The sequence below is a fragment of the Streptomyces sp. NPDC104106 genome, from assembly GCF_055584345.1.
In genome coordinates, this window is the sequence record NZ_JBVJMF010000024.1 from 93491 (window position 1) to 114164 (window position 20674).

Annotated in this window: 15 protein-coding genes and 2 pseudogenes; 6 read left to right on the top strand and 11 right to left on the bottom strand. The window is 74.4% G+C overall.

Going from position 1 to position 20674, the window contains the following annotated elements; all coding sequences use genetic code 11:
* Positions 1 to 6 precede the first annotated feature (6 nt).
* Positions 7 to 1383: an NtaA/DmoA family FMN-dependent monooxygenase gene (locus ACZ60X_RS37955; protein WP_469608850.1), complete on the top strand. Its 1377-nt coding sequence runs from the start codon at positions 7 to 9 to the stop codon at positions 1381 to 1383.
* 108 nt (positions 1384 to 1491) lie between these two features.
* Here ACZ60X_RS37955 and absR1 read toward each other — a convergent pair whose 3' ends face one another.
* Positions 1492 to 2577, bottom strand: a complete 1086-nt coding sequence (gene absR1, locus ACZ60X_RS37960) for a beta-glucuronidase AbsR1 (RefSeq protein WP_469608852.1) — start codon at positions 2575 to 2577, stop codon at positions 1492 to 1494.
* 94 nt (positions 2578 to 2671) lie between these two features.
* Here absR1 and ACZ60X_RS37965 point away from each other — a divergent pair, with 94 nt between their 5' ends.
* Positions 2672 to 4387: a LuxR family transcriptional regulator AbsR2 gene (locus ACZ60X_RS37965; protein WP_469608855.1), complete on the top strand. Its 1716-nt coding sequence runs from the start codon at positions 2672 to 2674 to the stop codon at positions 4385 to 4387.
* A 3-nt stretch (positions 4388 to 4390) separates the two neighbouring features.
* On the opposite strand, the gene ACZ60X_RS37970 is transcribed toward ACZ60X_RS37965, so the two are convergent.
* The gene (locus ACZ60X_RS37970) at positions 4391 to 6994 is read right to left on the bottom strand and encodes a CHAT domain-containing protein (protein WP_469608857.1); all 2604 of its coding nucleotides are present in this window, start codon (positions 6992 to 6994) and stop codon (positions 4391 to 4393) included.
* An 86-nt stretch (positions 6995 to 7080) separates the two neighbouring features.
* On the opposite strand from ACZ60X_RS37970, the gene ACZ60X_RS37975 reads away from it, so the two are divergent.
* From ACZ60X_RS37975 to ACZ60X_RS37985, 3 genes are read left to right on the top strand one after another with little or no spacing between them, the layout of a single operon-like run.
* Complete coding sequence (locus ACZ60X_RS37975) at positions 7081 to 8514, top strand: S8/S53 family peptidase (protein ID WP_469608859.1); 1434 nt, start codon at positions 7081 to 7083, stop codon at positions 8512 to 8514.
* Positions 8511 to 9149: an RNA polymerase sigma factor gene (locus ACZ60X_RS37980; RefSeq protein WP_469608862.1), complete on the top strand. Its 639-nt coding sequence runs from the start codon at positions 8511 to 8513 to the stop codon at positions 9147 to 9149. Before ACZ60X_RS37975 ends, ACZ60X_RS37980 begins: the two co-directional genes overlap by 4 nt.
* On the top strand, positions 9146 to 9664 hold the full coding sequence (locus ACZ60X_RS37985) for a hypothetical protein (protein WP_469608864.1): 519 nt from the start codon (positions 9146 to 9148) through the stop codon (positions 9662 to 9664). Before ACZ60X_RS37980 ends, ACZ60X_RS37985 begins: the two co-directional genes overlap by 4 nt.
* 6 nt (positions 9665 to 9670) lie before the next feature.
* Here the strand turns inward: ACZ60X_RS37985 and ACZ60X_RS37990 are convergent, their stop codons facing one another.
* The 7 genes and pseudogenes from ACZ60X_RS37990 to ACZ60X_RS38020 form a co-directional block, all read right to left on the bottom strand.
* A complete protein-coding gene (locus tag ACZ60X_RS37990; RefSeq protein WP_469608867.1) occupies positions 9671 to 10894 on the bottom strand; it encodes a cytochrome P450 in 1224 nt (407 codons plus the stop codon).
* A gap of 73 nt (positions 10895 to 10967) precedes the next feature.
* Positions 10968 to 11750: an N-formylglutamate amidohydrolase gene (locus ACZ60X_RS37995; protein ID WP_469608870.1), complete on the bottom strand. Its 783-nt coding sequence runs from the start codon at positions 11748 to 11750 to the stop codon at positions 10968 to 10970.
* Positions 11751 to 11913: 163 nt separating this feature from the next.
* Entirely contained in the window at positions 11914 to 14133 is a 2220-nt protein-coding gene (locus ACZ60X_RS38000; protein ID WP_469608873.1) for an NADP-dependent isocitrate dehydrogenase, read from the bottom strand.
* A gap of 37 nt (positions 14134 to 14170) precedes the next feature.
* Positions 14171 to 14578 (bottom strand): DUF4186 domain-containing protein, encoded by a 408-nt coding sequence (locus ACZ60X_RS38005; RefSeq protein WP_469608875.1) that lies wholly within the window; start codon positions 14576 to 14578, stop codon positions 14171 to 14173.
* Between the two features lie 625 nt (positions 14579 to 15203).
* Positions 15204 to 16283, bottom strand: a complete 1080-nt coding sequence (locus ACZ60X_RS38010) for a mechanosensitive ion channel family protein (RefSeq protein ID WP_469608877.1) — start codon at positions 16281 to 16283, stop codon at positions 15204 to 15206.
* Positions 16284 to 16466: 183 nt separating this feature from the next.
* Positions 16467 to 18020 (bottom strand): amino acid permease, encoded by a 1554-nt coding sequence (locus tag ACZ60X_RS38015; protein ID WP_469608879.1) that lies wholly within the window; start codon positions 18018 to 18020, stop codon positions 16467 to 16469.
* A gap of 48 nt (positions 18021 to 18068) precedes the next feature.
* A pseudogene (locus ACZ60X_RS38020) lies at positions 18069 to 18264 on the bottom strand (hypothetical protein); the annotation flags it as partial.
* Between the two features lie 8 nt (positions 18265 to 18272).
* On the opposite strand from ACZ60X_RS38020, the pseudogene ACZ60X_RS38025 reads away from it, so the two are divergent.
* A pseudogene (locus ACZ60X_RS38025) lies at positions 18273 to 18545 on the top strand (FAD-dependent oxidoreductase); the annotation flags it as partial.
* Between the two features lie 278 nt (positions 18546 to 18823).
* Here ACZ60X_RS38025 and ACZ60X_RS38030 read toward each other — a convergent pair.
* Positions 18824 to 19588: a crotonase/enoyl-CoA hydratase family protein gene (locus tag ACZ60X_RS38030; protein ID WP_469608882.1), complete on the bottom strand. Its 765-nt coding sequence runs from the start codon at positions 19586 to 19588 to the stop codon at positions 18824 to 18826.
* 47 nt (positions 19589 to 19635) lie between these two features.
* Entirely contained in the window at positions 19636 to 20610 is a 975-nt protein-coding gene (locus ACZ60X_RS38035) for a lysylphosphatidylglycerol synthase transmembrane domain-containing protein (RefSeq protein WP_469608884.1), read from the bottom strand.
* Positions 20611 to 20674 lie beyond the last annotated feature (64 nt).

Here is a 20674-nt window from a genome sequence, read left to right on the forward strand (position 1 = left end):
CACCCCATGAGCAAGCCGCTGAAGCAGATCCACCTGGCCGCGCACTTCCCCGGTGTCAACAACACCACCGTGTGGAGCGACCCGGCCGCGGGCAGCCACATCGAGTTCAGCTCCTTCGCGCACTTCGCGCGGACCGCCGAACGCGCCAAGTTCGACTTCCTGTTCCTCGCCGAGGGGCTCCGGCTGCGCGAACAGGGCGGGAAGATATACGACCTGGACGTCGTCGGCCGCCCCGACACCTTCACCGTGCTGGCCGCGCTCGCCGCCGTCACCGACCGGCTCGGACTGACCGGAACGATCAACTCCACGTTCAACGAGCCGTACGAGGTGGCCCGCCAGTTCGCGAGCCTCGACCACCTCTCCGGCGGCCGCTCCGCCTGGAACGTGGTCACCTCCTGGGACGCCTTCACCGGCGAGAACTTCCGCCGCGGCGGCTTCCTGCCGCAGGAGGAGCGCTACTCCCGCGCCAAGGAGTTCCTCGCCACCGCGCACGAACTCTTCGACTCCTGGCAGGGTGACGAGATCGTGGCCGACCAGGCCACCGGCACCTTCCTGCGCGACGCGCGCGCCGGCGCCTTCGTCCACCAGGGCAGGCACTTCGACATCCACGGCCGGTTCGACGTCCCGCGCTCCCCGCAGGGCCGCCCGGTGATCTTCCAGGCCGGCGATTCCGACGAGGGCCGCGAGTTCGCCGCCGCCGACGCGGACGCCATCTTCAGCCGCTACTCCACCCTGACGGAGGGCAAGGCCTTCTACACGGACGTCAAGTCCCGCCTCGCCAAGTACGGCCGCCGCCCCGGCGACCTGCTCATCCTGCCCGCCGCGACGTTCGTCCTCGGCGACACCGACCAGGAGGCCGCCGAACTCGCCCGCGAGGTACGCCGGCAGCAGGTCAGCGGCGCCACCGCCCTCAGGCACCTGGAGTTCGTCTGGAACCGGGACCTGTCCGCGTACGACCCGGAGGGCCCGCTGCCCGACGTGGACCCGGTGGTGAGCGAGGAGCACATCTCCCGGGGCCGCGCCCAGGTGCGGATGTACCGTGACCCGCTCGCCATCGCCCGCGAGTGGCGGCAGCTCGCCGAGGCCAACAAGTGGTCCATCCGCGACCTGGTGATCAACACCGGCAACCGGCAGACCTTCGTCGGCTCCCCGGCCACCGTCGCACGGACGATCAACGACTTCGTGCAGGCGGACGCCTCCGACGGCTTCATCCTCGTCCCGCACATCACCCCCGGCGGCCTCGACCGGTTGGCCGACACGGTCGTTCCGCTGCTCCAGGAACAGGGCGTGTTCCGCGCCGACTACGAGGGCACCACGCTGCGCGACCACCTCGGCCTCGCCCACCCCGACCCGGCCGCGAGGCAGCGGGCGGCCGCCTCGTAGGGCACCGCACGCGTGAGACGGCAAGGCCGCGGACGTCACCTCCCCCGTAGGTGACGTCCGCGGCCGCTCCCCCGGCGCCGGACTGTGGCTGTCGTCGTCCCCGTGCCGTCACCAGCACATGACCGCTGTCTCTCCCGAACCCCAGGTCGAGTACAGGCGGACCCGGACGACGTAGCGGCGGCCCTTGACGAGCCGGACCCGGACGGCGGCGTTGTCCGGCGTGCCGCCGTCGTCGTGGCCCGCGAGGAAACGCGGCTCCCCGTCCCGCTCCTCGAAGACCACGAGCACGCTGTCGGCGTCGCCGAAGGTGCCCACGCTGTACTCGCGGGTCTCCGGCGGCTCGACGACGAAGTCGGCCTGCTCACCCGGCCCCAGACCGAGCGGCGCCGACCGGAACGGCACCAGCGCGGCCGGAGCGGCCACATCCGCCGGCGGGTACCACCGCAGCACGAACTCCTTGTCGGCCGGGGACGGAGCACCGGACGGGCGCAGCCCCCCGCGGTACTGCTCCGGCTCCAGTACGAGCCCCGGCCCGAACGGAAACGTCATCACCGACTGCGGATCCCATACCGACCCGCTCGCCTCGCCCGCGTCCAGCGCGCGCAGCACGTTGGTGTCCGTCGTCTCCCGGCTCCAGTGGTTCGGCGGGCCCGCCAGCTCGGCGTACACGGCCTCGTCGTCCCAGTGCAGCCCGGCGTACGGGCTCTGGTGCTCGTGCACCATGCCGAGCGCGTGCCCGATCACATGCAGGATCGTGCCGCGCTCCCCGGGCCCCGTCACATCCCATCCCAGGTTCATGGTGCGCTCGCCCCGGCCGGCCGACAACGCTTCCCGGCCCACCGCGGACCAGGAACCGCCGCCGCTCTGGAACCCGATCCGCAGCTCCGCCTCGTGCCGGTCGCCGACCTCGGTGAACATGACACCGATGCCGAGCCCCTGCCACTCGCGCAGACCCTCGCGGACCGCGTCCCGCTGTGCTTCCCCACCGCTCCACGGCACCCGGCGCAGCTCCCCGGTCCCGGGGACCGGGATCACGGAGGCGTCGGAGCCGTGGCCGTAGAAGTAGTAGTGCAGCACCGTGCCGTTGACCCACATCCGCCGCCCGGCGAGCAGCGCGCCCAGCCGCTCGGCCGTCAGCCCCGGCGCGAAGGCCGGGGCCGGCTGCCGCGGTAGCGAGCACAGGCGTCGTGTCATGGGCCCAGACTGCCTGCCGGCCGCCCCCGGCGCCTGAGTCGGGAGCTACTCAAGTCGCCCTGTATCAAACCTGAGTACGCGCGCTCTCGATGGTGTGAGGACTTACGAACAGGACGCGACGACGGCGGCGCCCTGGCCGTTCACCGGCCGGGAGGACGAGAGGGAGCTGGTGCGCGGCTCATGGGCGGCCGGCCGGCCCGGCATCGTGGTGACGGGACCGGCCGGCCACGGCAAGACCCGGCTGATCACCGAGGCGGTCCGCGGCACCGAGCACGCCCGGGTCACCGGCACCCCCGAGGCCCGGGACCTGCCCTTCGCCGCCTTCGCGCACCTGCTGCCCGACGCCGTCCCACCGCAGCGCGCGCTGCGGATCCTGTCCGGCATCCGGCTCCTCGTCGTGGACGACGCCCATCTGCTGGACGAGGCCTCCGCCGCCCTGGTCCACCAGCTCGCCGTGCACGGCCGCACCCGGCTCGTCGTGGCCGCGGTGGACGGGGCGCCCGCGCCCGGCGCGGTCTCCCGGCTGTGGACCGGCGAAGTGCTGCCCCGGCTGGCGCTGCGACCGCTGCCGTACGAGGACGTCGCGCAGCTGCTCGGCCCGGCCGGCCTCGAACCGCTCACGGTGCGCCGCCTGCACGGCGTGTGCCGGGGCGACCTGCGGCTGCTGCGGGAGCTGGTCGCCGCGCTCGGCGCGGCCGGGCGGCTGACACCCCTGCCGGGCACCGGCGAGCGGGCCTGGCGCGGACCGCTGCCCGTCACCCCGGCCGTGCGCGAACGGCTCGCCCCGGTGCTGGAGCGCTCCGCCGCCGGGCAACGGGACACGCTGGAGCGCCTGGCGTTCGCCGAGCCGCTCGGGCTGCCGCTGGACGACCTCGACCTCGACGTCCTGGAGCACCTGGAGGCGGACGGCCTGATCCACGTCGACGACCGGGAGGGCGCCGTCACCCTGGCCCACCCCCTGCACGGCCCGGGCCTGCGCGCCGTGACCGGCCGGCTGCGCGCCCGCCGGCTGACCGGTGCGCCGCGCGACCTCGGTACCGCCCTGGAGGCCGAACGGCGAGCCCTGCTGCGGGGGATCGACCGGCTGGACGTCCGGGCGGTGCCCGCCCCGGTGGGGGAGTGGCTGGTGGCGCAGGGCACGCCCGTTCCGGCCGGGTACGCCGCCGTCCGCGCCCGGTTCGCGCGGCTGCGCGGCGAACTGCGGGACGCGGCGGCCTGGGCCCGCGAAGGGCTGCGCGAGGCGCCGGGCGACGCGTCCTGCCGTGCCGAACTCCGCCGGGCGGACGGTGCGTCGGGCGAGGGCGACGACGTGTACGCCCGCTACGAGCCGGTGCGGCGGGGAGAGGCCGGGCGGGCGGTGGGGCGGCTGCCGGCAGGGAGCGTGTTCGCGGAGCACGCCGACGCGCTGGCGCGCGGCGACGGGGGCCGGCTGGACCGGGCCGCCGAGGCGCTGGCGGAGCGCGGCTTCCTGCTGTTCGCGGCGGAGGCCTACGCGCAGGCCGTGCGGCTGCACCGGGATCCGCGTGCCGCCCGGCTGTCGCGTACGCGGGCGGTCGCGCTGGCGCGCCGCTGCCCGGGGGCACGGACACCCGCGCTCGCCGGGCTGGTGCTCGGCGAACTGACCGCCCGGCAGCGGCAGATCGTCGCCCTCGCCGCGGCGGGCCTCAGCAACCGGGAGATCGCCGAGCGGCTGACGCTGTCGGTGCGGACGGTGGGGAATCATCTCTACGGCGCCTACACCCGGCTCGGCACAGGTGATCGGGGGGCGTTGCCGTGGCTCGTCGAGCTGCCGGAGGGCGTGTCGGCGTGAGCCTCAAGCCGCGCCGAAGGCCGCGAAAGCCCACCCCGTCGCCTGGTGCACCGCGTCGCCCGGCAGGGCCGCGCGGGCGTCGCGCAGGGCCTCGGCGAGGGAGAGACCGGTGCCGAGGCCCCGGTGCAGGGCGAGCATCAGCGGGACCACCGCCGCGTCGTTGACCGGCGCGCTGCTCGCCACCACACCGGCCGTGCCCAGCGGGAGCAACGCGGTGACCAGGCCGAGGAGTTCGTCGGCGCCGACCGAGGCGAGGCGGGCGGTGTCGCAGCTGGAGAGGATGATCCGGTACGGGCTGCGGGCCAGGCGCTCGAAGTCGTGCACGATCAGCGGGCCGTCGGCCATCCGCAGGTTGCTGAACAGCGGGCTGTCCGCGCGGAACGTGCCGTGCGCCGCGAGATGGGCGAGTGCCGCGCCGTCGAGGTGCTCCAGGACCCGGGGGACCTGGGCGGCGTCGCCCTCCAGGACCGTCGCCGTGCCACTGCGGCCCGCCAGTTCCGGCACCTCCGCGCCGCCGGTGGCGAGGCCGGGGCCGCGCACCAGCACATGCCGGCCGCCCGGCGGCGGCTCGGTCTCGCGGGCGCGCAGCCAGCTGCCCGCCGACGGCGACACGCTGAGCACCCGCTCACGCAGCGCGGGCAGCAGCGCCCAGGGCACCCGGTGCAGCGCGCCCGGCGGCACGATCACCACGGGACCGTCGCCGAGATGCCGGGCCGCCCCGCCCAGCAGCAGTTCCTGCAGGCGGCGGCCGCCCGCCTCGACCATCGGCAGCCGGGCCTCGGCACCGGGATGGGCGAGCCGGCGCAGCCCGGCCTGGACGTGCTCGGCCTCGGCCATCGCCTCCGCCAGCGGGCCGCCGGTGAACCGCCGCACCCGGCCCCGCCCGCACAGCAGGACGTGCACCCGCCCCTCGACGACGGCGAGTTCGACCAGCCGGGAGTCGCCGAGCCGGTCCAGCAGCCGGGCCACCTCGAAGCGGTCCCCGGCGTCGCAGGCGGCGCCGCGGATGTGATGGGTGCGCGAGCGGATCTCCCGCTCCAGGCGCCGCTGTTCGCGCTCCAGCGCGGGCACCGGGCGACCCTCCATCCGGGCCTCGTCCGCGCGGGCCGCTATCTCCCGGTAGGCGGTCAGCCCGCTCAGCAGGGCGGGGTCGGCGGGCGGCCGGGTCGGCGGTGCGGACAGCAGTGTCGCCCGCCAGCGCTCGCTCCACTCCAGCAGCCGCCGGGGGCCGCCCAGCGCGAGGCTCGCCTCCTGGGCCAGCGCGGCCAGTTCGGCGCCCTGCGCGGTGGTGTGGGCGCGCAGCTCGGAGGCGCCGAGCGTCATCCGGTGGTCGTCCAGCACGGCGAGGCCGCGCCGGCAGGCCTCCAGCACCCCGCGCCCGGACCCGGCGGCGCGGGCCCGCAGCGCCTGGGCCGCCCAGCCCGTCACCCGGGCCTGCGGCGGACCGCCGTGCCGGCTGCGCGCGGCGACCGCCAGATGCCGTTCGGCGTCCGCGGTCCAGCCCAGCGCGAGCGCGATCCGGCCCGCGAGCAGCGAGGCCTCCGGCGCGGCGGGCGAACCGAAGGAGGCCAGCTTCTCGGCGACCGCCGCCGCGTCCGCGACCAGCCGCCCCGAGCGGCGCCCGGCCGCCACCCGGGCCTCGATCAGCACCAGCCGGGCATGCGTCTGCCACCACGACCGCCGCTGCGCCGCGAACAGCCGCACGGCGACGGCGGCGCGGGCGACGGCGGTGTGCGGGTCCCCGGCCGAGCGCGCGGCCCGCGCTGCGGCCAGCAGCACCTCGGCCTTGCGGGTGGACTGCCCGCCGATCCGGTCCAGCAGCGCGATCGCCGCGTCCGCCTCGGCGAGCGCCTCCGGCGCCAGCCCGGCCGCCATCAGCACCTCGCAGCGCCGGATGGACAGCATGTACGTCGGGGTGCCGAGCTTGGCGTAGCGCTCCTCGGCCTCGTCCAGCAGCGCGAGCGCCGCCGGGATGTCCCCGGAGCGGAACGCGGCCAGCCCCCGGCTCTCCACCGCGTCGGCCTTGTCGTGCTCCTGGCCGGTGGTGTCCCACAGCCGCTCGGCCGCCGTGAAGTCCGCGACCGCCCGGTCCACCGCGCCGAGCGCCAGATGCACGGTGGCCCGCAGCGTCAGCGCCCGCGCGGTCCAGATGTCGTCGCCGACCTGGCGCAGCACCGGCAGCGCCCGCCGCACGTCCTCCAGCGCCTCGCGGTGATGCCCCAGCACCCACCACACGTACGCCCGCCGGAAGAGCACCCGCGCCCGGGTGTGCCCGGTGCCCCGGGCGACCCCCCGCTCGAAGGAGGTGAGCCCCTGCCGAGTGCGCCCCGCGTGCACCAGTGCGACCCCGAGCGTCGCGAGTACGTCGGCCTCCCGGTCCGCCGAGTCGGCGCGGGTGGCGAGGTCCCGGGCCCGGCGCAGATGTCCGAGCGCCACCTTGAGGTCGCCGAAGTCCCGCTGCCAGATGCCGAGAACCTGGTGGGCGACGCTGGCGTGCAGCGGCGGCGGCCCGGCGCGCAGCACCTGTTCCGCGCGCGACCGGGCCTCGCCCGGGTCGGCGAAGACCAAGGGCAGCAGTTCGGAAACTGACTCGCTTCCCGCCGTCACGTCTCGCATGGTAGTGGCCGGCTGTATCAGACGGTGACCCCGCGACTCTCACTGTCGAACACCGTCTTGTCGGGGGAGGAGACACCATGGCACCACAGCGTTTCCACGAGCAGTTCGATCACATCCAGCGGGCCATGCCGGACACCGCGCTGGCGATGGGCCCGTACGACGACGGCGCCGCCCACTTCCTGTACGAGAAGGGCGTCGTCCTCGCGCGGGACGGGGAGGACGCCCGCGTCGTCGAGGACGCCGTGCGCGCCCACTTCACCGAGACCGCCGGCCTCGTGCCCGACCACGTACGCCGCGACGGCCCGCACGCCAACCGCACCGGCGTCACCCGCATCCGGATCGGCGACCCCGCCGAGGGCACCGACACCGTCCCGCACGCCCTGCGCGCCCTGCGCGAGGCCGAGGGCCGCCAGGGCCGCCGGCTGGTGAGCCGCAACCACGTGGTGCACATCGCGGTCAACGCCTGCCCGGGCGACGAGCCGGTGCCCGTCGCGCGCACCCGGCCGGCCAATCCCGCCGTCGCCGGGGGCCGTTACGACCCGGACGGCGCCCCCCGCGTCCTCGTGATCGACACCGGCCTCGTACACGACTACGACGCCTACCCGCCGCTCGCCCACACCACGGGCGATCTCCAGCCGGCCGAGACCGACGCCGACGGAGTGCTGCGCCAGTACGTCGGCCACGGCACGTTCATCGCCGGCGTCCTCGCGGCCGTCGCCCCCCGCAGCGAGGTGACCGTGCGGGGCACCCTGACCGACGCGGGCGCCGTCCTGGAGTCGGAGTTCGGCGCCCGGCTCTTCGACGCCGTCGACGCGAGCGGCTGGCCCGACATCCTCAGCCTCTCCGCCGGCACCACCACCGACGGCGTCACCGACGGCCTGCTCGGCCTGGACGCGTTCATGCGGGAGCTGCGCGATCAGCGCACCCTGCTGGTGGCGGCCGCCGGCAACAACTCCAGTCACGCGCCGTTCTGGCCCGCCGCCTACGCGGGGCTGCCCGGATACCAGGACTGTGTCCTGTCGGTCGGCGCGCTCGGCGCGGACGGCGAGAGCGAGGCCTGCTTCAGCAACCACGGGCCCTGGGTGCGGGTCTTCGCCCCGGGCGAGCGCCTCACCAGCGCCCTCACCGGCTTCGACACGCCCGTGCCGTACGTCTACCAGCACTCCACCTACGACGGCTGCCGGTTCGACTACGACTACGCCTGCACCTGCCGGTTCCCGCGCCACACCGGCGTGTTGAGCGAGGCACGGCGCGGCACGGGGGCCAAGCCGGACCAGGTGATGTTCGACGGGCTCGCCCAGTGGAGCGGCACCTCCTTCGCCACGCCGGTCGTCGCCGGCCTCGTCGCCGCGCGGATGGCGGCGTACGGCGAGAGCGACCCGCGCGCCGCCCGCGACGCGCTCCTCGCGGCGGCCACCCACAGCGCGGAGGTGCGCGGGGCGCGGGTCCCGGTACTCAGGCCGCCCACCTGGCGCCCGGTACCCGTCGCCGACCCGGCCCTGCCGGTATGACGGCCGGAACGCTCCGCTCCACGGCGTACCATGACGTGCCGTACACGAGGGGTGGAGCCGTGGAGCGTACAGAGGTCGGGGCGTTGGTCCAGTCCGCCGTCGACGGGGACGCCGCGGCCTGGAAGGCACTGGTGGAAGGGATGAGTCCGCTGGTGTGGTCGGTGCTGCGCGCCCACCGGCTCTCCGACGCGGACGCCCACGAGGTCTACCAGACGGTGTGGTTCCGCTTCGCCCAGAACCTGGGGCGGATCCGCGAGCCGGACAAGGCCGGTTCCTGGCTGGCCAGCACCGCGCGGCACGAGTGCCTGAAGGTGCTCAAGAGCCTGACGCGGCTGACCCTGACGGATGATCCGCAGGTGCTGGACCGGGCCAGCGACGACCGGACACCGGAGGAGTCGCTGATCGACTCGGAGGAGGCGGCGGACCGTGCCGAGCGGGTGCGCCGCCTGTGGCAGGAGCTGGAGGGGATGGGCGAGCGCTGCCGGCAGCTGCTGCGCGTGCTCGTCGCGTCCCCGCCGCCCAGCTATGTGGAGATCTCGGCCGCGCTCGGTATCGCGGTCGGCAGTATCGGACCCCTGCGGCAGCGCTGTCTGCGCCGGCTGCGGGCGCGGATGGACGCACGAGGTGCGGCATGAGCGGCAAGGACGCGGACGGCCTGCCCCCGAAGGGCGCGGACGACGAGGCCGGGCCGGCCGGCGAGGGGACGGACGACGACGCGTTCGCGGCGGCACTGCTGGAGGAGGAACTGCGGCAGGCGGCCGCGGTCCTGGACCCCGTCCCGGACACCCTGCGCCAACTGGCCCTGGACGCCTACGCGTTGCACGACCTGGACGCGAAGATCGCCGAGCTGACCTTCGACTCGCTGGTGGACGCGCTGCCCGTCAGGGGTGTCGCGGATCCGCCGCGGATGCTGACGTTCCGGGCGGGCGAGGTGACCGTCGACGTCGAGGTCACCGACGACGGGCTGATCGGACAGGTGCTGCCGGCCGGCGCGGCACGCATCGAGGTGCTCGGCGGCCCGCAGACCACCCGCCCGGTCGCCGTCGACACCCTCGGCCGCTTCACCAGCGACACACCCCCGGCCGGCCCGTTCGCCCTCAGGCTGCGGACCGGCGCGGAGGTGATCGTCACCGAGTGGCTGCGGGCCTGACCGCGGTCAGGCGGACCAGGTGACGGGCAGCGTCCGCGGGCCGCGGATCATCGTCCGGTGCCGCCAGCGCACCTCCTGCGGCGGCACGGCGAGCCGCAGCCCCGGCAGCCGGTCCAGCAGCGTGCCGACCAGCAGCTCGGTCTGGAGCCGGGCCAGCAGCGTGCCGGTGCAGAAATGCGGGCCGTTGCCGAACGCCACGTGCGGGTTGGGGTCGCGGTCGGGGTCGATGCGGTCCGGGTCGGGGAAGACGGCCGGGTCGCGGTTGGCGGCGAGGTAGGAGACGTACACCGGCTCGCCCGCCGCGATCCGGCGTCCGGCGATCTGCACGTCCTCCAGCGCGATCCGGGACAGCCCGACCGAACTGCGGTGCGGGATCCAGCGGAACAGCTCGTCCAGCACCGGGCCGCGCGCCTCGGGCCGCGCGCGCATCCGCTCCATCAGCTCCGGCCGGGTCAGCATCAGGTACAGCATCTGACCGCAGTTGTGCGTGACGGCCTCGCCGCCGATCTGGAGCGGGCCGGCCAGCCCCACGGCCTCCTCCTCGCGGATCTCCCCGCGCGCCACGGCACCGCCGAGCATCGAGTAGACGTCCTCGCCGGAGCTCGTGGCACGGGCCCGGATGGTCGCGGCGATCCACCCGTACAGGCCCTCCTTGGCCCGGCCGGCCACCTCGGCCCCGTTGGTGGAGATGATCTCCCGGGTCCAGGCGTGCACCCGCTCCCGGTCGGCGGCGGGCACGCCCATCACCTCGCTGACCACGGTGAGCGGGAACGGCTCCAGCACCCGCTCGATCAGATCGGCGGGCGGCCCCTCCTGGACGACGCCGTTCACGAACCCGTCCAGGATCTCCTGCGCGCGGGGCCGCAGCCGCTTCATGGCGCTCACCGTGAAGGCGCCGGCGACCGGCTTGCGCAGCCGGTTGTGGTCGGGCTGGTCGGCCCACGCGAGCGAGCCGGGACGGGGCGCGAAGTTCGGTGCCATGCGCGTCACTTGACGGCATGTCACCTCGGCGCGGCTGAACCGCGGGTCGTTGGTGATCAGCTTCACGTCGTCGTAACGGGTCGCCAGCCACGCCCAGCCCTCGCCGAACGGCAGCCGGATCCGGGTCAGCGGACCCTCGCGCATGAGGGCGGCGAGGCACGGGTCGAAGTCCGTCCCGTCCAGATCGGGTGTGGACCAGTCCCGCACCGGCGGCGGGGTCTGGTCGGTGAGCGTGATCTCCTCGGTCATGGTCTCCAGCGTGGTACGGGGACCTGCGGCTGTCCTGCGGGAGTAAGCCATGCGGAGGGCCCGGCGCGCGGCCTCACACCGCGTCGACGAGGTCCGCAAGCGCGGCGGCCAGGCGGTCCAGCCCCGGCCCCGCCGCCCCGCCCGGCTCCGCCATGTAGGTGTCCCGCCGTATCTCCACCATCAGGGCGCTGACCCGCGCGTCGGTGCCGTAGAACTCCAGCGGTACGTACGCCCCGGCGAAGGGGCTGTCCAGGCCCGTTCCCCCGCAGCCCGCGAACGCCGCCCCGGCCGCCTCGGCCAGCGTGGCCGGGGTGTGGAAGGCGTCCGTGCCCAGGCACACCGGCGGGCGGGGTCCCGCGCCGTGCAGCTCGTAGGGGAGGGCGGCGGTCGGATACGAGTGGACGTCGATGATCACGGCCCGCCCGGTGGCCGCCAGCCGGTCCGCCACCGCCGCGGTCATGGCGCGCGCGTACGGCCGGAAGTACCGCTCCAGCAGCGGTTCCGGATCGGTGCCCGCGGGCCGCAGCCCCTCCCGGTGCGTGGTGCGCGTGTACACCGCGCCCATGCCGACGGCCGCCATCTCCTCCCGCTCGTCCGGGAACCGCTCCGGGTCCACGACGAGCCGGGACAGCCGGTTCACCAGGCGCCAGGGCGTCAGGTTCGCCAACGCGGCGGCACGGCAGGCGAGTTCATCGGTGTGCGCGTCCGTGATGTGGTCCAGCTCCCGCTCCAGAGCGCGGTCGTCCAGCACGATCCCGCGGCGCACGTCGCGCGGGATCGCCCGCGCCGAGTGCGGCACGTGCAGCAGCACGGGCGAGCCGGGGGCGCCGGGAAGCACTTCGAAGGAGGGGGACACGCGCGACTCCGGAGAGGTGGGGTGACGACGTCGGGCACCACCGTGCCACACCGCCGGCCCCCACCGGCCCTCGGCCCCGGGCGGCTGCCGGCCGGCCTGCTCCGGGAAGCTTGCCCCCGTCGGTCCGAGCCGCCGCGGCGCGACGGCTCGGACCCCGTACCTGCTAGCCGAGGGACGCGAGCGCCTCGTTCCAGGTGGCCGACGGGCGCATGACCGCGTCCGCCTTGGCCTTGTCGACCTGGTAGTAGCCGCCGATGTCGGCCGGGGAGCCCTGGACCGCGATCAGCTCCTCCACGATCTTCTGCTCGTCCGCGGCGAGGGACTCGGCGAACGGCGCGAAGGCCTTGGCCAGGTCGGCGTCGTCGGTCTGCCTCGCCAGCTCCTGCGCCCAGTACAGGGACAGGTAGAAGTGGCTGCCGCGGTTGTCGATGCCGCCGACGCGACGGGTCGGGGACTTGTCCTCGTTGAGGAAGGTCGCCGTGGCGCGGTCGAGGGTGTCGGCGAGCACCTTGGCGCGGGCGTTGCCGGTGGCCTCGGCGTACTGCTCGAAGGACGGCACCAGGGCGAAGAACTCACCCAGGGAGTCCCAGCGCAGGTAGTTCTCCTTGACCAGCTGCTGGACGTGCTTCGGGGCGGAGCCGCCGGCGCCCGTCTCGAACAGGCCGCCGCCCGCCATCAGCGGGACGACCGACAGCATCTTGGCGCTGGTGCCCAGCTCCAGGATGGGGAAGAGGTCGGTCAGGTAGTCACGCAGCACGTTGCCGGTCACCGAGATGGTGTTCTCGCCGCGGCGGATGCGCTCCACCGACAGCTTGGCGGCCTCGACCGGGGACAGGATCCTGATGTCCAGGCCCTCGGTGTCGTGCTCCGGCAGGTACTGGTTGACCTTGGCGATCAGGTTGGCGTCGTGCGCGCGGCCCTCGTCCAGCCAGAACACGGCCGGGTCGCCGGTGGCGCGGGCGCGGGTCACGGCCAGCTTGACCCAGTCGCGGATCGGGGCGTCCTTGGTCTGGCAGGCGCGGAAGATGTCGCCCGCGGCGACCGGCTGCTCGATGAGGACGTTGCCGGCCTGGTCGACCACGCGGACCGTGCCGGCCGCCGGGACCTCGAAGGTCTTGTCGTGGGAGCCGTACTCCTCGGCCTTCTGCGCCATCAGGCCGACGTTCGGCACCGAGCCCATGGTGGACGGGTCGTAGGCGCCGTTGGCCCGGCAGTCGTCGATGACGGCCTGGTAGACACCGGCGTAGGAGGAGTCCGGGATGACGGCGAGGGTGTCGTGCTCCTGGCCGTCCGGGCCCCACATGTGGCCGGAGGTGCGGATCATCGCCGGCATGGAGGCGTCCACGATGACGTCCGAGGGGACGTGCAGGTTGGTGATGCCCTTGTCGGAGTCGACCATGGCCAGGGCCGGGCCCTCGGCCAGCTCGGCGTCGAAGGAGGCCTTGATCTCGCCGCCCTCGGGCAGGTTCTCCAGGCCCTTGAGGATGCCGCCGAGGCCGTCGTTCGGGGTGAGGCCCGCGGCCTTCAGCGTCTCGCCGTACTTCGCGAACGTCTTCGGGAAGAAGGCGCGCACCACGTGACCGAAGATGATCGGGTCGGAGACCTTCATCATCGTGGCCTTCAGGTGCACGGAGAACAGCACGCCCTCGGCCTTGGCGCGGGCGACCTGCGCGGCGAGGAACGTCTCCAGCTCCGCCACGTGCAGCACGGAGGCGTCGACGACCTCGTCCTTCAGCACCGGTACCGACTCGCGCAGCACGGTGGTGGTGCCGTCCGCCCCGGCCAGCTCGATCCTCAGCGCGCCGTCCTCGGTGATGACGACCGACTTCTCGGTGGAGCGGAAGTCGTTCTCGCCCATCGTGGCCACGTTGGTCCTGGACTCGGCGGTCCAGGCGCCCATGCGGTGCGGGTGGGTCTTGGCGTAGTTCTTCACCGAGGCCGGGGCACGGCGGTCGGAGTTGCCCTCACGCAGCACCGGGTTGACGGCGGAGCCCTTCACCTTGTCGTAGCGGGCGCGGATCTCGCGCTCCTCGTCGGTCTTCGGGTCGTCCGGGTAGTCCGGCAGCGCGTAACCCTTGCCCTGCAGCTCGGCGACGGCGGCCTTCAGCTGCGGGATGGACGCCGAGATGTTCGGCAGCTTGACGATGTTGGCCGCGGGGGTCTTGGCCAGCTCGCCCAGCTCGGCCAGCGCGTCCGGGATGCGCTGGTCCTCGTTCAGGTACTCCGGGAAGTGGGCGATGATGCGTCCGGCCAGCGAGATGTCGCGCGTCGTGACCGGCACACCGGCCTGCGAGGCGTACGCCTGGATCACCGGCAGGAACGAATGCGTCGCCAGGGCCGGGGCCTCGTCTGTGTAGGTGTAGATGATGGTCGAGTCAGTCACCGGGTGCTCCGCTCCACGTCTGCAACATTGCTCGACATCAAGATATCTCGTGATCGGGGTCGGCTCGACAGGGGTCGGCCAGCTCGCGCTCGATCCACCGGCAGAGCACGTCCACGACGTAGACGTGCTCGGCGCGGCTGAGCGGCCGTCCCCGCGGGATGCCGTGCCATCGCTCCAGGCAGCCGCGGCAGCAGGTGGCGGTCGCGTGCTGGGCGACGAAGACGGGGTGCCCCCGGTACGGCGTCTGCCTGCCGTCCTTGTACGGCGCGGCCGGCGCGAGCCGCTGCGCGACCAGGTCGTAGGCGTGCCACCGGAGCGTCGCCGGCCCCTTCAGCTCGGCGGTCGCCCGCTCGCGCCCCCGCAGGTGGAACCGCGCCCGGAACGGCTGCCGGGCGAGGGCGTCGAGCCGCTGGTCGAGGGCGGCGGGATCGGTGGAAGGGGACATGCCGCTTTCGAGCGTAGCCGCCCGCACCGCACCCCGGCCGATCGCACCGGCGCCGCACCGACGCCGCGGAGACGGTACGGCGGTGGGCGGTGGCGGCGGCCAGGCTCCCGCCGGCGGGAGCCGGAGAGGGGTGCTCTGCATCGGTGGTGTGCCGAGCGGGTGGGGAGGTGGGCGTGCTGAACGGGGCGGGACCGGGGTCCGCGGGGACGGTGTGGCGGTGACCGCGCATGCGGGCGCGGCGGGGAGGACGGAGCCGGGCGAGCCGGAGAGGGGTGCTCTGTATCGGTGTGGGCCGAGCGGGTGGGGAGGTGGGTGTGCCGTACCGGGGTTCGCGGAGACGGTAGGGCCGTGACCGCGCGTGGGGGCGCGGCGGGAAGGCGGGGGCCGGGTGTCGGCGGGAGGGGGTGTTCTGTATCGGTGGTGTGCCGAGCGGGTGGGGAGGTGGGTGTGCCGTACCGGGGTTCGCGGAGACGGTAGGGCCGTGGCGGTGGCGCGGTGCGCAGGGCCGTGCCGGCGGGAGGGGTGTCCTGCACCGGTGGGGCGCCGAGCCGGCGCCTGACCCCGCCCGCATCTCGGCTACGGCGGCCGGAGTGCGCAGGGGGCTCCGTACGCCCGGCCGCCGCCGCTACGGCGTCGCTGTCACGTCCTCCCCGCTGCGCTGCTGCGGGATCACCGCCGTGCCCTGCTGGAGTGACACCGTGCGGGTGGGGGCCGGGATGCGGATGCCCTCCGCGCGGTAGCGGCTGTGGAGGCGCTTGATGAACTCGTGCTTGATGCGGTACTGGTCGCTGAACTCGCCGACGCCGAGGACCACCGTGAAGCCGATGCGTGAGTCGCCGAAGGTGTGGAAGCGGACGGCGGGCTCGTGGTCGGGGACGGCGCCGGGGATCTCGCGCATGGTCTCCGCGACGACCTCCGACGTCACGCGCTCGACGTGGTCCAGGTCGGAGTCGTACGCCACCCCCACCTGCACCAGGATCGTCAGCCGCTGTTCGGGGCGGGTGAAGTTGGTCATGTTGGCCTTGGCGAGCTGGCCGTTGGGGATGACCACCAGGTTGTTGGACAGCTGACGGACCGTCGTCTGGCGCCAGTTGATGTCCACCACGTAGCCCTCCTCGCCGCTGCTGAGCCGGATGTAGTCGCCGGGCTGCACGGTCTTGGAGGCCAGGATGTGGACGCCCGCGAAGAGGTTGGCGAGCGTGTCCTGCAGGGCGAGGGCCACTGCCAGACCGCCGACGCCGAGGGCCGTGAGCAGGGGCGCGATGGAGATGCCGAGCGTCTGCAGGACGACCAGGAAGCCGATCGCCAGGACCAGGACCCGGGTGATGTTGACGAAGATCGTCGCCGAGCCCGCCACGCCCGAGCGGGACTGGGTGACCGCGCGGACCAGACCCGTGATCACCCGGGCCGCCGACAGGGTCACCACGAAGATCAGCCACACTTCGAGGGCCTGGTCGGTGTGGCGCTGGACGGTCCGGGTGAGGGGCAGCACGGCCGCTGCCGCCGCCAGGCCCCCCGCGATCGCCGCCCACGGCACCACCGAGCGCAGCGCGTCCACGATGACGTCGTCGCCGCTCCACCTGGTCCGCTTGGCGTGCTTCGCGAGCCAGCGCAGCACCGTGCGCGACAGGAAGGCGAGCAGCAGGCCCGCGGCGATCGAGATACCGGCGAGGACGAGGTCGTCCAGGGTCGGCGCGCGGTTCACCGGCCGCCTCCGGGCCTCGCCGTGGCTGCGGGGTGGGGAAGTCTCGTCACGTGGTCACCTGCTCGATGTGCGGGATGTGCGATCGCGCCGGCCCCGAAACGGCGGTGACCGGCGCGATCGTTCATCCTGCCGTATCCGGAACGCCGGTTCGCACCCGGACCGGGCGCCCTGCGGGCAGGTGGCTCAGACGATGCCCTCCGCCACTTCGGCCTGGTCGCGGTCGTCGCCGTACGCGGCCGTGGTGGGCGTGCCGTAGGAACGGCGGGCGACGTACCACCGGATGCTCGCCAGGAGCAGGACGGCGACCAGCGCCACCGCGGCGTAGTTCATCGTGTCGACCGTGACCGGCGAGCCCTGCGGCAGGCAGAACAGCACCGTCACCATGGCCACCCAGACCACCGCGATCCAGCCGACGGGCCTGCTCCAGCGGCCCAACTGCCATGGCCCGGGCCGGAAGCGGTCCCCCGCGCGCAGCCGCAGCAGCACGGGGATGGCGTAGGCGGGCGTGATGCCGATGACGTTGATGGCGGTCACCGCGTTGTACGCCGTCGCCGAGTACAGGGAGGGCAGGGCGAGGACACAGGCCACGACGACGGACAGCCAGACGGCGGCGACCGGGGTCTGGGTGCGGCCGCTCACCGTGCGCCACAGGTGCGAGCCGGGCAGCGCGCCGTCGCGGCTGAACGCGAACACCATCCGGCTGGCCGCCGCGACCTCGGCATTCCCGCAGAAGAGCTGGGCGATGATCACGACCAGCAGCAGCGCGCTCGCGCCGTCGGTGCCGAGGCCGTCGAGCAGGATCTGCGCGGGCGGCACACCCGTGGCGGTCGTGCGCGTGGCGTCGTAGTCCTGGATGGCGAAGGTCAGTCCGGCCAGCAGGACGAAGCCCGCGAGCCAGGAGACCCAGATGGACCGGACGATGCCCCTGGCCGCGGACACCGAGGCGCGCGAGGTCTCCTCGGACAGGTGGGCGGAGGCGTCGTAGCCGGAGAAGGTGTACTGCGCGAGCAGCAGACCGATCGCCGCCACGTAGAGCGGGTCGTGCCAGCCGGTTTCGTTGACGAACCTCGTGAACACGAAGGACGCCGACCGGTGGTGGTCGGGGACGATCGCGAGCGCGCCGACGATGAGCGCGACACCGGCCAGGTGCCACCACACGCTGACCGAGTTGAGCAGGCTGACCAGGCGGACACCGAACAGGTTCAGCACCGCGTGCAGCAGCAGGACGGCGCAGAACACCAGCATGGTCCTGCCGGGGGTCGGCGTGAAGCCCCACTGGAGGTTCGCGAACGCCCCCGCGAACAGGGCCGCGCCGTAGTCGATGCCGGCGATCGCGCCGAGCAGGCCGAGCAGGTTCAGCCAGCCCGTGTACCAGCCCCAGCGCCGCCCGCCGAGCCGGTCGGCCATGTAGTACAGCGCGCCGGAGGTCGGATACGCGCTGGTGACCTCGGCGAGTGCGAGGCCGACGCACAGCACGAACAGCCCGACGCCGGCCCAGCCCCACAGCATCACGGCGGGGCCGCCGGTGTTCAGTCCGAAGCCGTACAACGTCATGCAGCCGGACAGGACGGAGATCACCGAGAAGCTGATCGCGAAGTTGCCGAAGCCGCCCATGCGGCGGGCCAGCACCGGCCGGTAGCCGAGTTCCCGCAGCCGCCGCTCCTCGTCCTGCTGGGGCAGGCCGGGGGAGGACGTCGGCAGGGCCGGGGACGGCGTTGGATCGGAAGCGGCGGACATGCGGGGGAACCTCCGGGTCGACAGGCGCGCGTGCGTGGGGTGTCGCGGTCAGGGGCGGGCGGTGCCGCAGCGGTCCCGGGCCTGGAGGAAGACCTCCACGGCACGGTCGCGGGCGGGGGTGCGGTACCGCCAGGGCAGGGGCGTGAAGTACGGGCCTCGCGTCGAACACCCTTGCCGCGTCGGTGAAGCGCAGGGACCCCCACAGGGCGTGGGCCAGGTGGTTGAGGTCCAGCAGCGAGCGTTCGCCGCGACGGGACGACGACCCTCGCGTACGCCACGCAGGCGGTCCGCGCGGGAGTCGATCGACACCTCAACAGCCGGGTGCCAGAAGCAAGTTGGTCCGACGTCGCCGGCCACCGGCTGCGGACCTCCCCGGGCGCCCTGCGCGCCCGCCGCCCGGTCAACGCGGCCGGCCTGCACGCCGACACCGTCGACCGGCTGCTCGGCCACGAGGACTTCACCGTCACCCCGCGCCGCGGCCAGCTCCTGGTGTACGACAAGCTCGCCCGCCCCCTCGTCAGGCACAACCGGACCCTGACCCTCACCGCCCGCTGGCACGACCGGGTCGACCACGGGGGCGGCGCGGTGGGGGTGAGCTGCGGCTGAGCCGGTCCGGCCCCGCTGCCGGTGGTGTCCGCCACCGTGGGACGCGTGACGGAGAGGCCCCGGACACGGCGGCGTTCGGGGAGCCGGCCGGACTCGACCCGACGGCCCCGCAGTGGGCGACCGCAGGCGACCGTACCCACCCGGGGACTGCCCGTACCCCGCGGCCCCCCTACGCGCCTCCCTGGCGTGCCGTCCGCTCAGATCCCGCCGAAGGAGCCGTGCCGCCCGGCACCCGAGGTGAACCGGGCGGCCCCCCGCGCGCTCTGTGCCAGCACACCCATGCCGTGGCGGAGTTCGGCGCGCAGCGCCTCCTCCTCGTCCTGCCCCTGCTGGCCGAGGACCGACGCGCGGTCGCTGCGCAGACAGTCCTGCGGGAACCGGGCGATCTCGGCCGCCAGCGCCTCGGCCTCGGCCCGGGCGCGCCCCGTCGGCACGACGCGGTTGGCCAGGCCCATCGCGTAGGCCTCCCGGGCCGGCACCGGGCGGCCGGTCAGGATCATGTCCATGGCCCGGCTCACGCCGATCAGCCGGGGCAGCCGTACCGTCCCGCCGTCGATCAGCGGCACTCCCCAGCGGCGGCAGAACACGCCGAAGACGGCCGTCTCCTCCGCCACCCGCAGATCGCACCACAGGGCGAGTTCGAGGCCGCCCGCGACCGCGTGCCCGGCCACCGCCGCGATCACCGGCTTGGACAGCCGCATCCGGGTGGGGCCCATCGGGCCGTCGCCGTCCTCCGCCACGCGATTGCCGCGCTCGGTGCCGATCGCCTTCAGGTCCGCGCCCGCGCAGAACGTCCCGCCCTCGCCCCACAGCACCGCCGCCCGTGCGTCGTCGTCGGCCTCGAACTCCCGGAAGGCGGCGGCCAGTTCCACGGCCGTCGGGCCGTCGACCGCGTTGCGCGCCTCGGGGCGGGACAGGACGATCGTGCTGATGTGTTCCTTGCGTTCCACGCGGACCGGCACGGCGGGCGCTCCTTGTCGAGGCGGCGGCTGAAGGGGGCCACTGTGCCTCAGATCACCTTCAGCCGCACCAGCGCCCCCAGCGTCACCGCCCCCGGCACCAGCGGCACCCACACGGTGATGATCCGGTAGGCCAGCACCACCGCCGTGGCCACGGCCGCCGGGCCGCCCACCGCGACCAGCGCGACGATCAGCGCCGCCTCGACCGAACCCAGGCCGCCCGGCGTGGGCACCGGTGCCACCGCGACGGTCGCCGCGAGGTAGGCGAGCGCCATGTGCGCGGGCGGCACCGGCAGCCGCAGCGCCTGGCCGACCGCGGCGAGACCGGCCGCCTGAAGAGCCGGGAAGGCCAGCGAGCCGCCCCACAGGGCCAGCGCCCGGGCCGGCCGGCTGTGCACCGACCGTGCCTCGCCCAGGGCGTCCCGCAGGAACGAGGACACGCGCGTGCGCACCGGCCGTGCCAGGACGACGACGGCCGTGGCCACCGCCGGCAGGCCCGCCGCGCCCAGCAGCAGCGGCAGCAGCGGACCGTGTGGCAGCAGGGGGCCGAGCCGCAGCGCGCCGGGAAAGGCGAGCAGCAACGCGGTCAGCAGACCCACCCGGCCCACGGACTCGGCCAGCAGATACAGGGCGAGCGCGGCCGAGGAGCGGGCCAGGGGTACCCCGCACACCGTCATGAAGCGCAGGTTCACCGCGCCCGCGCCCAGCCCGGTGGGCAGCAGGTGGTTGGCCGAGGCCGCGGCGAACTGGGTCGCCAGCAGCCGCGCCTTCGGCAGGGGCTGCAGCACCGCGCCCTGCCGGGTCACCGCGGCGGCCACCCAGGACAGGCAGGTGGCGCCGCCCGCCACGAGCAGCCACGGCCAGTCGGCGGTGCGCAGCCGGCCGAAGCCCTCGGCGAGCAGGCCGCGGTTGTCCACGGCGACCACGGCGACGAGCACGAGCGGCACCAGGGTCAGCACCTGGCGGACGGGGACGCGGCGGGGCAGTCGCCCCCGGGGCGGCGGGGGAAGCGGGACGGCGGTCACATCCGCAGAGGTTCTCCGTGCCGCCCCAACGGGGGGTGAAAACCCGGGAACATTGACCTCAACG

Bases quoted from the DNA above. Each gene is read 5' to 3' on its own strand.
- absR1 (WP_469608852.1), bottom strand. From the start codon at position 2,577: ATGACACGACGCCTGTGCTCGCTACCGCGGCAGCCGGCCCCGGCCTTC.
- ACZ60X_RS37955 (WP_469608850.1), top strand. From the start codon at position 7: ATGAGCAAGCCGCTGAAGCAGATCCACCTGGCCGCGCACTTCCCCGGT.
- ACZ60X_RS37990 (WP_469608867.1), bottom strand. From the start codon at position 10,894: ATGACCGAGGAGATCACGCTCACCGACCAGACCCCGCCGCCGGTGCGG.
- ACZ60X_RS37980 (WP_469608862.1), top strand. From the start codon at position 8,511: ATGACGGCCGGAACGCTCCGCTCCACGGCGTACCATGACGTGCCGTAC.
- ACZ60X_RS38015 (WP_469608879.1), bottom strand. From the start codon at position 18,020: ATGTCCGCCGCTTCCGATCCAACGCCGTCCCCGGCCCTGCCGACGTCC.
- ACZ60X_RS37975 (WP_469608859.1), top strand. From the start codon at position 7,081: ATGGCACCACAGCGTTTCCACGAGCAGTTCGATCACATCCAGCGGGCC.
- ACZ60X_RS37985 (WP_469608864.1), top strand. From the start codon at position 9,146: ATGAGCGGCAAGGACGCGGACGGCCTGCCCCCGAAGGGCGCGGACGAC.
- ACZ60X_RS38005 (WP_469608875.1), bottom strand. From the start codon at position 14,578: ATGTCCCCTTCCACCGATCCCGCCGCCCTCGACCAGCGGCTCGACGCC.